12 protein-coding genes and 2 tRNA genes are annotated in these 13,275 nt (G+C 69.2%); 13 read left to right on the forward strand and 1 reads right to left on the reverse strand.

Annotated features, from left to right (window positions below; genetic code table 11):
* Positions 1 to 17: 17 nt before the first annotated feature.
* Positions 18 to 452 carry a hypothetical protein gene (locus LVB87_RS10975; RefSeq protein ID WP_232897999.1) on the reverse strand — a complete coding sequence of 145 codons (435 nt, stop codon included), beginning with the start codon at positions 450 to 452 and terminating at the stop codon, positions 18 to 20.
* A gap of 280 nt (positions 453 to 732) precedes the next feature.
* Between LVB87_RS10975 and LVB87_RS10980 the strand changes: the two genes are divergently transcribed.
* The 13 genes from LVB87_RS10980 (at position 733) to LVB87_RS11040 (ending at position 13,275) form a co-directional block, all read left to right on the forward strand.
* A complete protein-coding gene (locus tag LVB87_RS10980; RefSeq protein ID WP_232898000.1) occupies positions 733 to 2,985 on the forward strand; it encodes a DNA internalization-related competence protein ComEC/Rec2 in 2,253 nt (750 codons plus the stop codon).
* A 27-nt stretch (positions 2,986 to 3,012) separates the two neighbouring features.
* Positions 3,013 to 3,684 carry a MotA/TolQ/ExbB proton channel family protein gene (locus LVB87_RS10985; protein WP_232898001.1) on the forward strand — a complete coding sequence of 224 codons (672 nt, stop codon included), beginning with the start codon at positions 3,013 to 3,015 and terminating at the stop codon, positions 3,682 to 3,684.
* Positions 3,685 to 3,688: 4 nt separating this feature from the next.
* Positions 3,689 to 4,129, forward strand: coding sequence for a biopolymer transporter ExbD (locus LVB87_RS10990; protein WP_232898002.1), 441 nt, complete (start codon positions 3,689 to 3,691; stop codon positions 4,127 to 4,129).
* Complete coding sequence (msbA, locus tag LVB87_RS10995) at positions 4,126 to 5,880, forward strand: lipid A export permease/ATP-binding protein MsbA (RefSeq protein WP_232898003.1); 1,755 nt, start codon at positions 4,126 to 4,128, stop codon at positions 5,878 to 5,880. The genes LVB87_RS10990 and msbA overlap by 4 nt, the downstream gene beginning before the upstream one ends.
* A complete protein-coding gene (gene lpxK / locus LVB87_RS11000; RefSeq protein ID WP_232898004.1) occupies positions 5,877 to 6,890 on the forward strand; it encodes a tetraacyldisaccharide 4'-kinase in 1,014 nt (337 codons plus the stop codon). The genes msbA and lpxK overlap by 4 nt, the downstream gene beginning before the upstream one ends.
* A complete protein-coding gene (kdsB, locus tag LVB87_RS11005) occupies positions 6,887 to 7,657 on the forward strand; it encodes a 3-deoxy-manno-octulosonate cytidylyltransferase (RefSeq protein ID WP_232898005.1) in 771 nt (256 codons plus the stop codon). The genes lpxK and kdsB overlap by 4 nt, the downstream gene beginning before the upstream one ends.
* Positions 7,658 to 7,721: 64 nt before the next feature.
* The gene (locus LVB87_RS11010) at positions 7,722 to 9,137 is read left to right on the forward strand and encodes a hypothetical protein (RefSeq protein ID WP_232898006.1); all 1,416 of its coding nucleotides are present in this window, start codon (positions 7,722 to 7,724) and stop codon (positions 9,135 to 9,137) included.
* Positions 9,138 to 9,182: 45 nt separating this feature from the next.
* A complete protein-coding gene (uvrC, locus tag LVB87_RS11015; RefSeq protein WP_232898007.1) occupies positions 9,183 to 11,078 on the forward strand; it encodes an excinuclease ABC subunit UvrC in 1,896 nt (631 codons plus the stop codon).
* Positions 11,075 to 11,671 (forward strand): CDP-diacylglycerol--glycerol-3-phosphate 3-phosphatidyltransferase, encoded by a 597-nt coding sequence (gene pgsA, locus LVB87_RS11020; protein ID WP_232898008.1) that lies wholly within the window; start codon positions 11,075 to 11,077, stop codon positions 11,669 to 11,671. The genes uvrC and pgsA overlap by 4 nt, the downstream gene beginning before the upstream one ends.
* A 26-nt stretch (positions 11,672 to 11,697) precedes the next feature.
* Positions 11,698 to 11,773 (forward strand) — tRNA-Gly (locus LVB87_RS11025).
* 87 nt (positions 11,774 to 11,860) lie between these two features.
* Positions 11,861 to 11,934 (forward strand) — tRNA-Cys (locus tag LVB87_RS11030).
* A 58-nt stretch (positions 11,935 to 11,992) separates the two neighbouring features.
* Entirely contained in the window at positions 11,993 to 12,310 is a 318-nt protein-coding gene (locus LVB87_RS11035) for a hypothetical protein (protein WP_232898009.1), read from the forward strand.
* Between the two features lie 41 nt (positions 12,311 to 12,351).
* A complete protein-coding gene (locus tag LVB87_RS11040) occupies positions 12,352 to 13,275 on the forward strand; it encodes a M14 family metallocarboxypeptidase (RefSeq protein WP_232898010.1) in 924 nt (307 codons plus the stop codon).

Raw genomic sequence — 13,275 nt, forward strand, 5'->3', positions numbered from 1 at the left:
TGGCGCCTATCGTCGCATCACGTGGGTGTCGGCCGCGAGTGGGTCGCGACGGCGAGCCGCAGGGCGCGGCGACCGGCGGCGTCGAGCGTGTCGGGCCACCAGGCCAGGCGATGGACGCGCCCGGCTTGGTCGCGCGCCCACAGGAAGGCGAGGGGGCCGCGCCAATGCAGTGTCACCTGCCGGAGCGGGCGCCCATCGAGCGTCATGCCGCCTGAATCGATCGCCAACGCACGATGCGCGCGACGCGCTTCGCGACGCGCCTGCAGGACTCCGGCGGTCGCTGCGACCGTGCCGACGCCCACGGCCCACGCGACCGGAAGGTCCGAGGCGAGTGCCCCGATCGACGCCAGCATCCCCATCGCCACGAGCACGACGATGGGCCACGCGGAAGGTCGCCAGGCGACACGGGCTGCGCGGGGTGCGTCCGCGAAACGGGTTCTTCGTTGCTTCACTTCGGGCTCCCGGATCGGATGCAGGCCAGCGTAAGGGCGCGCGGCGTGACAGGTCTGTCGGGAAATGCCGCGACATCGCCTGCGTCGACACGCGAGAACAATCCGCGCGAAGTCGGGACGTTCTCCTCGGAGTGCGCGCTTACAGCACGCGCGCAAATCGTGGCGTCATCTCGCGATGCACACTGCGTTCCTCCATTCCGGCAGACCCGGGCCAGTCGGCATCGCGACGGCGCTCGTCGGCGGCGCGTCCACGTGCCTGTTTGCGTCCGCGTTGCCACCGATGTGGCGCTGCATCCCTTTGCTGCTGGTCGCCATCGCCGTCCTCGCGCGACTGCCGCGCTGTCGCATTGCCTGGTACGTGGCCTGCGTGGTGGGCGGATTCACCTGGACGGCCTGGCACGCGACCTCCGCCTTGCAGGCACGCCTTCCGCCGGAGCTCGAAGGCAGCACGCAGACGATCACCGGTCGTGTCGCGGGCCTGCCCGTGGTCGAGCCCGGCCGCGTGCGCTTCCTGTTGCAAGTCGATGATGCCGCCGGCAATCCCGATGCATTGCGCGGCCATCCGGTCAGGCTCGCGTGGTACACCGCGCGCGCATCGCCACAGCCGATCCCGCAGGCAGGCAGCCGATGGCAATTCGACGTGCGCCTGCGCGCACCCCGCGGGCTGTGCAACCCCGGCGGCATCGACACGGAACGCCATGCGCTCGCGCAACGCATCGCGGCCACGGGCTACGTCCGTGGAAACGCCGTCGAACGGGAGGCGCCCGGCGGCATCGATGCCTGGCGCGAACGCATGTCGACGCGCATCCATGCAGGCGTGGCAACGCCGACGTCGCGCTTCATCGCCGCCCTCGCGCTCGGCGACACGCGCAGCCTCGACGACGCGGACTGGGCCACGTTGCGCGCGACCGGCCTCACGCACCTCATCGCGATTTCCGGCTTCCACGTGGGGTTGGTCGCCGGGTTCTTCGCGCTGTCGGCATCGCTGCTCTGGCGCCTCGTGCCCTGGCTCGGCCTGCGCATGCCGCGTCCGCTCGGCATGGCGATGGCCGCGGTCGTCGGCGCCGCCGGGTACACGGCCATCGCGGGCTTCGCGCTGCCGACCGTGCGCACCACCTGCATGATCGCCGTGGTGGCACTCGCACGCTGCATGCGGCGCCCGATGTCCATTCCGGCTTCGCTGGCGCTCGCCGTCGTTGCGATCGTGGCGATGGATCCCTTGTCGCTGCTTGGCGCGGGGTTCTGGCTGAGCGTCGGCGGCGTCGCGTGGTTGCTGTGGTGCCTGCCGCACGGGAAGGCGCCGGTGCTGCGCACCTTCGCCTCGGCGCAGGCCGTGGCGACCGTCGGGTTGTTGCCGCTCACCGTTGCCCTGTTCGGGCAGGCTTCGCTCGCCGGGCCGCTCGCGAACCTGGTCGCCGTGCCCTCGTGGAGCCTCGTGGTCGTGCCGCTCGCATTGCTCGGCACCGGGCTGGAAGCCGTGCACGCGGGGTGGGGCGCATGGGCCTGGCACGCGGCAGCGTGGGCGTTCGACCTGACGTGGCCCGGTTTCGTGCGGCTCGGCGCGAGCGAGCTCGCATTCCGTTGGATCCCGGAAGCACGATGGTTCGCACTGCCCCTGGCGATGCTCGGGGCGGCGTGGTGCCTGCTGCCACGCGGCGTGCCGGGCAAGCCGATCGCCTTGCTGCTGTGGCTTCCGTTGTTGTGGCCTTCGCGTGCGCTGCCCGCGCATGGCGCGTTCCGCATCGACGTGCTCGACGTGGGGCAGGGGCTTTCGGTGCTCGTGCGCACGGCGTCGCATGCGGTGCTGTTCGATACCGGGCCTGCGATCCACACCGGTTACGACGCAGGGGATCGGGTCGTCGTGCCCGCGCTGCGCGCGCTCGGCGTGCGTGCACTCGACCTGGTCATCGTGAGCCATGCGGACAACGACCACGCAGGAGGTTGGGCCTCGATCCGGCGCGAGATCCCGGTGCGCCTGTCGCACGCGCCCCCGGACAGTCCGACGCAAACGCACGCGCGGTGCATCGCCGGCCGTGCGTGGCACCGCGACGGCGTGACCTTCCGCTACCTGCATCCGACGCCGCACTTCCCGTACTTCGGCAACGAGTCCGGCTGCGTGCTGCGCATCGAAGGGACGCACGGTGCCGCGCTGCTGACCGGCGATATCGGCGAAGTCGTCGAGCGCACGCTCGCGCGCCGCGATCCGGCAGCGCTCCGCGCAGACGTCGTGCTCGTGCCGCACCACGGCAGCGAGGGCTCGTCCGATCCGATGTTCGTCGCCGCGGCGGATGCGCGCTTCGCGGTCGTGTCGGCGGGGCATGGCAACCGCTTCGGCCACCCGCGCCCCGAGGTCGTCGCGCGCTGGTGTGCCGCCGGTACGCAGGTCCTGAACACGGCAGGGGACGGCGCCCTTCGGATCGACGTCGGCCGCGGCGGGGCGGTGGCCACCCCGCGCCGCAAGTCGCATGCGCGGGTTTGGGACGCCTTGCCCCGGTCCGCCCGGACCGCTGGGCTATGCTATCGGCAGGATTGAACACGGCCCCAGGCCGGAGGATCGAGCGTGCTGGAACTGGTTCGGGCGGGCGGTTGGCCCATGATCCCCCTGATTCTGCTGTCGGTGGTCGCCTTGGCGATCATCGTCGAACGCTTCTGGAGCCTCCGCCGGAAGGTCGTGATGCCGCCCAACCTCGGTGCGGAAGTCCGCGCCTGGGCAGGCCGCGGGCGCCTCGACCCGGCCCACATCGACTCGCTCCGCGCCAACTCGCCCCTGGGCGCGCTGCTCGCCTCGGTGCTCGACATCCGCCATCGCCCGCGCGAAGAGATCCGCGAGCGCACCGAGGACGTCGGCCGTCACCTCGTGCATCGCATGGAGCGTTTCCTCAACACCCTCGGCACCATCGCCGCCGCCGGCCCGTTGCTCGGGCTGTTCGGCACGGTGGTGGGCATGATCCAGATGTTCCTCGGCATCCTCGACCACGGCATCGGCGACGTGAACCAGCTCGCCGGCGGCATCGGCAAGGCGCTGGTGTGCACCGCGGCCGGCATGATCGTCGCGATCCCGGCGCTCGCGTTCCATCGTTATTTCCGCGGCCGCATCGCGGCGTACATCGTCGACATGGAACACGAAGCCATCCAGCTGATGGATGCGCTCGACCCGCGCGCCGCCGCTGCCCAGCGCGCCGTCGCCTCCGCGCCGCACGCGCACGTCCCCGCGGACGCGACCGTCGACTGACCGCATGCGCATCCGCGACTTCCGCGAAGACGACACGCCGGAGATCAACCTGATCCCGCTGATCGACGTCGTCCTCTGCCTGATCATCTTCTTCGTCGTCACCACCACGTTCGACGCGCGCTCGGTCCTCAAGCTGCAACTGCCGCAGGCCGACGGCCAGCCGGCGGAAGCGCAGTCCAAGGCGCTGAGCGTGCTGATCAACGCCGAAGGCCGTTACTTCATCGACGACCGCGAAGCGCTGCGCACCGACGTGGAATCGCTCAAGCAGACCCTGGTGGATGTCGCCGGCAACGACCGCAACCGCCCCGTGCTCCTGCGCGCCGACGGCCGCACGCAGCACCAGGCCGTGGTCACGGCGCTCGATGCGCTGGCGCAGCTCGGCTTCTCCAAGGTGTCCATCGCGACCGCGCCGCCCGCGACGCCGTCGCAGGCCAGCGCGAAATGACCGACGCGACGGCGCCGACGCCCGCGCAGACGTATCGCCGCCTGCTCGGGTACGCCAAGCCCTATCGCGCGTGGCTCGGCATCGCCGCGCTCGCGATGGGCCTGGAGGCGCTCACCAGCTACGGCATCACGCGGCTGCTGAAGCCCATCGTCGACGGGCTGGCCAATCCGGCGCATTTCGAATTCTGGTTGCCGGTCGCGATGGTGGCGTTGTTCATCGCGCGCGGCCTGTTCGGCCTCGCGGGCGATTACACGATGGCGCGTTCGGGCCGCGGCGTCGCGCGCGACCTGCGCCTGATGCTGATGCGCAAGTACTTCCGCCTGCCGGGCGCGCGCTTCGACGCCGAACCGGTCGCCTCCATGCTCACCCGCCTGGGCGGCGACACCGAGCAGGTGGCGCAGGCCGCGGTCGATGCGTTGAAAGTGATGGTCAGCTCCACGCTGATGGCCATCGCGATGATGGCCGCGATGCTCTACACGAGCTGGCGCGTCACGATCGCGCTGCTGTTGCTCGCACCGTTCCTCGTGTGGGTGATGAACAGCGTCGGTGCGCGTTATCGCCGCATCAACCATCGCATCCTGGAGAACGCGGCGGAGATGCTGCAGTCCGCCGACCAGGCACTGCACGGCCACCAGGAAGTGAAGATCTACGGCGCGCAGGACGCGGAGATCGGCCGCTATGCCGCGCAGACGCGGCAGAACCTGCGCCTGGCGCTGAAAGTGGAAGTCACGCGCGGGTCGATCTCGCTGTTCGTGCAAGTGCTCGGCGCGATCGGCATGGCCGTGCTGCTGGTGCTCGCCGCGCACGAGGCCGTGGCGGGCCGCCTGACCGCGGGCGATTTCACCGTGCTGATGACCTCGCTGGTCGGCATCATTCCGCCGCTGCGGCAGCTCACCAACGTGCAGGCGATGCTCCAGCGCGGCGTGTCCTCGGCCGATCGCCTGTTCTCGGTGCTCGATGCGCCCGACGAGCGCGACAGCGGCACGCAGCCGCTGCAACGCGCGAAGGGTTTGCTTGAGTTCCGCCATGTGTCCGCGCGTTATCCCGGCCAGGCGCGTCCGGCGATCCGCGACATCAGCTTCACCGCGAAGCCGGGCACGGTCACGGCGATCGTCGGCCGTTCGGGCAGCGGCAAGAGCACGCTGATCAAGCTGATCCCGCGCTTCTACGAACCCGAATCGGGCCAGGTGCTGCTCGATGGCCATCCGATCGAGGAATACAAACTCGAAGACCTGCGCCGCCAGGTCGCGATGGTGTCGCAGCGCGTGATCCTGTTCGACGCGAGCATCGCCGACAACGTGGCCTACGGCGAGATGCAGGGCGCATCGTCCGATCGCCTCGACGCCGCCGTGCGCAGTGCCAACGCCATGGAATTCGTCGCATCCCTGCCCGAAGGCCTGGACACGCGCATCGGCGAACACGGCGGACGCTTGTCCGGCGGCCAGCGCCAGCGCCTGGCCATCGCGCGCGCGATGCTCAAGGATGCGCCGGTCCTCATCCTCGACGAAGCCACCGCTGCGCTCGACAACGAATCCGAGCGCCTGGTGCAGGACGCACTCGAACACCTGATGCCCGACCGCACGACGCTGGTCATCGCCCATCGCCTGTCGACCATCGAACACGCCGACCAGGTGCTGGTGCTCGACGAAGGCCAGTTGGTGGAGCAGGGCACGCACGCCGAGCTGATCGCGCGCGGTGGCATCTACGCGCACCTGCATCGCATGCAGTTCCGCGAACCGGCCGAGGCATGAAAGAGGACCGTGCGCCGGTCTACTGGTTCGACAACGCGCCGGTGCCGCTCGGCGCGCGCGCGCTGAGCACGGTGTACGGCGGGCTCGCCGGGCTGCGCCGCAACCTGTATCGCAAGGGATGGTTGCGCGCCCAGCGCGCGCCGGTGCCGGTCATCGTCGTCGGCAACATCGCCGTGGGCGGAACGGGCAAGACGCCGTTGACGATCGCGCTGGTCGATCGCCTGCGCGCCGCAGGTTGGACGCCGGGCGTGGCGAGCCGCGGCTACGGCCGTCGCGACGTCACCACGCCGCTGTGGATCGAGCGCGAGACCACGCCGGACGAAGGCGGCGACGAACCCGTCCTGATCGCAATGCGCACCGGTGCGAAGGTGCGCGTCGACCGCGACCGCGCCGCGGCAGCACGCGCCCTCGCGCAGGCCGGCTGCGACATCGTGGTATGCGACGACGGCCTGCAGCATTACCGCTTGGCGCGCGATGTCGAGATCGATGTGAGCGACGGCCGCCGTCGCCATGGCAACGGCCGACTGCTGCCTGCCGGTCCCTTGCGCGAGCCGCCCGAACGCGCCGCGGCCTGCGACTTCCGCGTCGTGAATGTCTCCGCCGAGGACACCGTGCAGTTCGGCGAATGGCCGATGCGCCTGGTGCCCGGCGATGCGCACCTGTTGCAGGGCGGCCGCGAGCGCCCGTTGTCGTCCTTCGCCGGCCAGCGCGTGCATGCGGTCGCCGGCATCGGCAATCCCGAACGCTTCTTCGACATGCTGCGCGCGCACGGCATCGCCGTCGTGCCGCATGCCTTCGCCGACCATCACGCCTACACGGCCGCCGATTTCGAATTCGGCAGCCGCCTGCCGGTGCTGATGACCGAGAAGGACGCGGTGAAATGCCGCACCCTCGTTGCACCCGAGCACATGGAAGCCGAATTCCACAGCGTGCCCGTGCGCGCGGAATTGCCGGAAGCCTTCTGGATCGCCCTGATGGATCGACTGCCGCCCCGCGGAGGCCACGCATGACCCGTTTCGTCGTCGCCATTCCCGCGCGATATGCGGCTTCGCGCCTGCCCGGCAAGCCCTTGCGCCTGATCGGCGGCGAACCGCTCGTGCTGCACGTCGCGCGCCGCGCACTGGCGGCGGGTGCGGAACAGGTGTGGGTCGCGGCCGACGACGAACGCATCGTGCGTGCGCTCGAGGGCAGCGGCGTGCGCATCGCGATGACCTCGCAGGACCACGCTTCCGGCACCGATCGCCTGGCCGAATGCGCGCGCATCGCCGGCTGGCCGGACGACACCATCGTCGTGAACCTGCAGGGCGACGAGCCCTTCGCGCCCGCCGCCGGCATTCGTGCCGCGGCCGAGATCCTCGCGTCCTCGGGTGCGGAGATGGCCACGCTCGCAACACAGATCGAAGACGCCGCGACGCTGTTCGACCCGAACGCCGTGAAGCTCGTGCGCGCCGCCGACGGCACCGCGTTGTATTTCTCGCGCGCTCCGATCCCCTGGCCCCGCGACGCGTTCATGCACGATCGCCACACGCTGCCCGAAGGCGGCCATTGGCTGCGCCACATCGGCCTGTATGCGTATCGCGCGGGGTTCCTGCAACGCTTCGCCGCGTTGCCGCCGGGACGCCTGGAGCGCCTGGAATCGCTGGAGCAACTGCGCGTGCTCGAAGCGGGGTTCCGCATCGCGGTCGCCCTGTCGCCGGAGCCGTTCCCGCCGGGCGTCGACACGCCGGAAGACCTCGCCCGCGCCGAAGCGCGATGGGCGGAACAGTCGGCGTCCTGACCGACGTCACGCATGTTGCATCGCACCGGCCCCTAGAATCGGCCGCAGGGACAGAGGATTCGTGATGGGGCAGGCGTTGGTACCGGGGTTTCCTTCGACGTTGGAATGGTTGAACGCCGCGACGCCCTCGTCGGTGGCGCAGCCAGGTTGGCTGACCGTCGTCGCCTTCGTCAACATCGGCTCCACGTGGTCCATCCACGCGATGTACGAGTTGCAGGCCCTGCGCGCGCGTTTCCCGAGCCGCCTGCGTGCCTTCGCCATCCACGTGCCGCGCTTCGACTGGGAGCGCGACGCAAAGCGCGTGATGAAACGCGCGCACCGCCACGGCGTGAAGCTGCCGCTCGCGCTCGACGCCGACTGGGTCGCCTGGCAGCACTTCGGCGTCTCCGCTTGGCCGACACTGTTGGTGATCGACGAAACAGGCCAGGTGCAGGCGCGGTTGCAAGGCGACGGCCGCATCGCCGCCGAACTCGAAAAGCGCCTGCAGGACATGCACGACGCGCCCGAGGACGAGGCCGACGCGCTGCTGCCGCGTCGCGTGCGCGAACCCGACCTGCCGCTGTGTTTCCCCGTCGGCCTGGCGGTCACGCCGCAATACCTTTACGTGGCCGACAGCGGCCATCATCGCGTGCTCGAGTGCAACCACGCCGGACGCATCCTGCGCACGTTCGGCAGTGGCGATTCGGAATTGTTCGACGGCGATGCCAGCCACGCGGCCTTCCACAGCCCGCACGGCCTGAGCCTCGTGCGCGATGCGCTGTACGTCGCCGATACCGGCAACCACGCGGTGCGGCGCATCAACCTGCGCTCGGGTGACGTCGTCACGCTGGTCGGCAACGGCAAGCGCGGCACGCCGAAGGAAGGCCCGGTCGCAGATCCGCGCAACACCTCGCTCGATGCGCCGCGCGCCGTCGCGGCGCTCAACGATCAACTGCACATCGCCGTGACCGGCGACAACACCATCTGGAGCTACGACCTCGGGCGTCCGGGCTTGACGCTGCGCGCTGGTTCGGGCCGCCTGGACATGAAGGACGGCGCGGGCACCATGTGCGCCTTCGCGCAACCGGTGGCGCTCGCGGCCGTGCAACAGACGGTGTACGTGTGCGATGCCGCGGCCTCGGCGATCCGCTCCCTGGCCGCGCGCGACAACGTGGTGCAGACCTTGCTGGGGCAGGGGCCCTTCGCCTTCGGCCATGTCGATGGACCGCGCAACATCGCGCAGTTGCAGGATCCGCAGGCGATCGCGCTCGACCCCGATGCGCCGATGCTGTGGATCGTGGATGCCGGCAACGACCGCCTGCGCAGCCTGCGCCTGGGCGGCGGCGACCTCACCACCCACATGCTGCCGCAACCCTTGCACGGCCCCGCGGGCCTGGCGGTGGGCGCGGGCGCGGTGTGGATCGCCGATACCGACGCGCATGCGGTGCTGCGCGTGGATCCCAGGACCGGCGCGGTCCAGCACGTCCCGATCGGGGAATGACCCGCCAGTCATCCGGCCAGCGCGCGGGCCCGCGATAATGACGGCATGACCGACGGCGCGCCCATCGACAGCCCCATCGACGGCCAGCCCATCGAAAGCCCGCCTTTCGACGGCAAGGCCTTCGCGCGCGGCCTCGGCTCGCAGCCGGGCGTGTACCGCATGTACGGCAAGGACGACGCGATCCTGTACGTCGGCAAGGCGCGCGTGCTGCGCAACCGCGTGGGCAGCTACTTCAACGCGACGCCGAAGACCGCGCGCACGATGGCGATGTTGTCGCAGGTCGTGCGGATGGAAGTCACCGTCACGCGCACCGACGCCGAAGCGCTGTTGCTGGAAAACCAGCTGATCAAGTCGCTGCACCCGCGTTACAACGTGTTGCTGCGCGACGACAAGAGTTACCCCTACGTGCTGCTGACGCAGGAAGCCTGGCCGCGCCTGGCCTTCCATCGTGGCCCGCGCGCGGTGGCGGGGCGTTACTTCGGCCCGTATCCGAGCGCCGTGGCCGTGCGCGAAACGCTCAACTCCATGCACAAGCTGTTCAAGCTGCGCAGTTGCGAGGACAGCGTGTTCCGCAATCGTTCGCGGCCGTGCCTGCAGTTCCAGATCGGCCGCTGCAGCGCGCCCTGCGTCGGCCTGGTGCAGGCGCGCGATTACGCCGATGCGGTGCGGCGCGCTTCGCTGTTCCTCGACGGCCGCAGCGAAGAACTCGGCAACGAATTGACCACCGCGATGGAAGCGGCGAGCACGCGCCTGGATTTCGAGGAAGCCGCGCGCATGCGCGACCTCATCACCACGATCCGCAAACTGCAGGCGCGCCAATACGTCGATGGCCAGGCCGCGGACCTGGACGTGCTCGCGGTGGCGATGCAGGGCGCGTCGGCGTGCGTGCTCCTGCTTGCCTTCCGCGACGGGCGCAACCTCGGCACGCGCGCGTTCTTCCCGAAGACGAATGGTGCCGCGCCGGAAGAAGTGCTGGCCGCCTTCGTCTCGCAGTATTACGGCGAACAACCGCCGCCGCGCGAAATCGTGCTCGACCGCGACGTGCCCGATCGCGACCTCATCGAGGTCGCACTGACGGAAACCGCCGGTCGCAAGGTGCAGTTGAAGCACAGCGTGCGCGGCGAACGCGCCGGCTACGTGGACCTCGTCAAGCGCAACGCCGAACTCTCCCTCGCCACCGAGCTGTCCAGCCACGCCGCGCAGAGCGCCCGCGCGGAAGCCTTGCGCGACATGCTCGGCCTGTCGGACGTGCCCAAGCGCATCGAATGCTTCGACATCAGCCACACGATGGGCGAGGCGACGGTGGCCTCGTGCGTGGTGTTCGATGCGAACGGACCCGTGAGCAGCCAGTACCGCCGCTACAACATCACGGGCATCGAACCGGGCGACGATTACGCGGCCATGCACCAGGCGCTCGAGCGCCGCTTCCGGCGCGCGATCGAAGAGGGCGGCGTGCTGCCCGACCTGCTGCTGATCGACGGCGGCAAGGGGCAGCTGGCGCAGGCCAACGCGGTCCTGGGCGAATTGGGGGTCAACGGTGTGTACGTGGTGGGCGTGGCCAAGGGCGAGGAACGCCGCGCGGGCCACGAACAACTGCTGCTGCCCGACGGCCGCGAACTGCGCCCGGGCGCCGAATCGCCGGCGCTGCAGCTGGTCCAGCAGGTCCGCGACGAGGCGCACCGCTTCGCCATCACCGGCCACCGCGGCCGCCGCCAGAAGGCGCGCACCACCAGCCGGCTGGAAGATATTCCCGGGATCGGTCCGCGCCGCCGCGCGAACCTGCTGCGGCATTTCGGTGGCCTGGCAGGCCTGAAACAGGCCGGATCCGAAGAAATCGCGCGCGTGGAAGGCATCAATGCCGCGCTCGCCGAGCGAATCTATGCGACGCTGCACGGGCTGCCGATGCCGGCGACAGGAATGGATGCGGGACGCGACGGATGAAGATGACGGTACCGACCATGTTGACCCTCGCGCGGATCGTGATGATCCCGGTCCTGGTCCTCGTGTTCTATCTCCCTTACAAATGGACGAATTTCGCGGCGGCCTTCGTGTTCGCCTTCGCGTCGGCGACCGACTGGCTGGACGGCTGGATCGCGCGCCGCTGGAACCAGTACTCGGCCTTCGGCGCGTTCCTCGACCCGGTGGCCGACAAGCTGATGGTCGCCACCGCCTTGTTCCTGATCGTGCAGAGCCACCCGACCAAATGGATGGCCCTGTGGGCGGCCGTGATCGTGGGTCGCGAGATCGCGGTGTCCGCGCTTCGCGAATGGATGGCCGAGCTCGGCCAGCGCGCGAAGGTGGCCGTGGCCACGGTCGGCAAGATCAAGACGATCGTGCAGATGGTTGCGGTGACGCTGCTGCTGTACCAGGCGCCGCTCCTCGGTATTCCCGTGTTCACGATCGGCGAATGGATGCTCGCCGCGGCCGCGCTGCTGACCCTGTGGTCGGGCTACGAATACCTGCGCGCGGCCTGGCCGGCGATGCGTGCGCAAGCCACATCGACGGGGACGTCATCGGGTGTTGACACTCCGTAATTCGCCCGTAGAATGACGGGCTCTCCGCGGGAATAGCTCAGTTGGTAGAGCACGACCTTGCCAAGGTCGGGGTCGCGAGTTCGAGTCTCGTTTCCCGCTCCAGTTTGTGAACCTCAGTGTTCATCCCGAAGCCCCGTTCGCGGGGCTTCGTTGTTTCAGTCGGATGTGGTGAAATCCGATACGTCATCCGGCCGGGTGGCAGAGTGGTTATGCAGCGGACTGCAAATCCGCGTACGCCGGTTCAATTCCGACCTCGGCCTCCAAACAAAAGGGTTGCGCGAAAGCGCGGCCCTTTTTTTGTTCAGGCATGCGAGCAACGCCATGCAATGGATCGAGTGGTACCGCATCGTCGCGTACAGGGACTTCCACGACGTCCCGCGCTATCTGCTCGCGACGAATGATGCCGAAGACGCTTTCTGGATCCTGGATGCCGGCTTCGACGATGTCGTCGATGACTACTCGACGATCTACACGATCCACGGGGCGGGAAGCACGCTGGACGAGGCGATGGCGTGTTTCGAGCGGCACGCGGGCGATACGTCTTCGCTGCCTGCGTTCGGATGCATCCCCGTGGAGCACGTGCAGTTCGACGAGACGCGACACGGCGCGTTGAAGCTGACGAGCCCGCCGATCACTTGAGGTGCTAGATTTCCGGCTCCCCACGATGCCGTGACCGCCCGATGACCACCGCGACCCCATACCCGATCGGCACCCCCAACCAACCTTGGGGCGACGTCGAAAAGCAGCTCTGGCTTTCCCGCCAGGTGCGCCATCGCCGCTACGCCGACGACGTGCTCGCGCGCGTCGACCGCCTGCGCGCGCGCTACGACGTCTCGGAGTTCGGCCGCCTCGAATACGCCACGGATGCCTACCCGTTGCTCGTCCTGCGCTCGCGCGACTGGAACGACGCGCTGCCTTCCATCCTGGTCACCGGCGGCGTGCACGGTTACGAAACCAGCGGCGTGCACGGCGCGCTGCAGTTCCTCGAACATCACGGCGCGGCCTACGCGGGCAAGGTCAACCTGATGGTCGTGCCCTGCGTGAGCCCCTGGGCCTACGAGCACATCCATCGCTGGAATCCGAATGCGATCGATCCCAATCGTTCGTTCCGCGAGAACAGCCCGTCGGAAGAGTCCGCTGCCCTGATGCGTTTGCTCGCGCCGCTGCGCGATCGCTTCACCGTGCACATCGACCTGCACGAGACCACGGACTCCGACGAATCCGAATTCCGCCCCGCGCTCGCGGCGCGCGACGGCAAGCCGTTCGAAGCCGAAGGCATCCCCGATGGCTTCTACCTGGTCGGCGACAGCGAGGATCCGCAGCCCGCATTCCAGCAGGCGGTCATCGCGGCGGTGGAGCAGGTGACGCACATCGCGCCGCCGGACGCGCACAACCAGATCATCGGCTCGGACGTGGTCGCGCACGGCGTCATCAACTACCCGGTGCGCAAGCTCGGCCTGTGCACGTGCCTGACGAACGCGCGCTATCGCACGATCACCGAGGTGTATCCCGACAGCCCGCGTGCGACGCCCGAGCAGTGCAACGATGCGCAGGTGGCGGCGGTGCGGGCGGCGATCGATTACGCGCTGCGCAATCGCGACTGA

The organism is Lysobacter sp. KIS68-7 (assembly GCF_021284745.1).
Classification (GTDB): domain Bacteria; phylum Pseudomonadota; class Gammaproteobacteria; order Xanthomonadales; family Xanthomonadaceae; genus Noviluteimonas.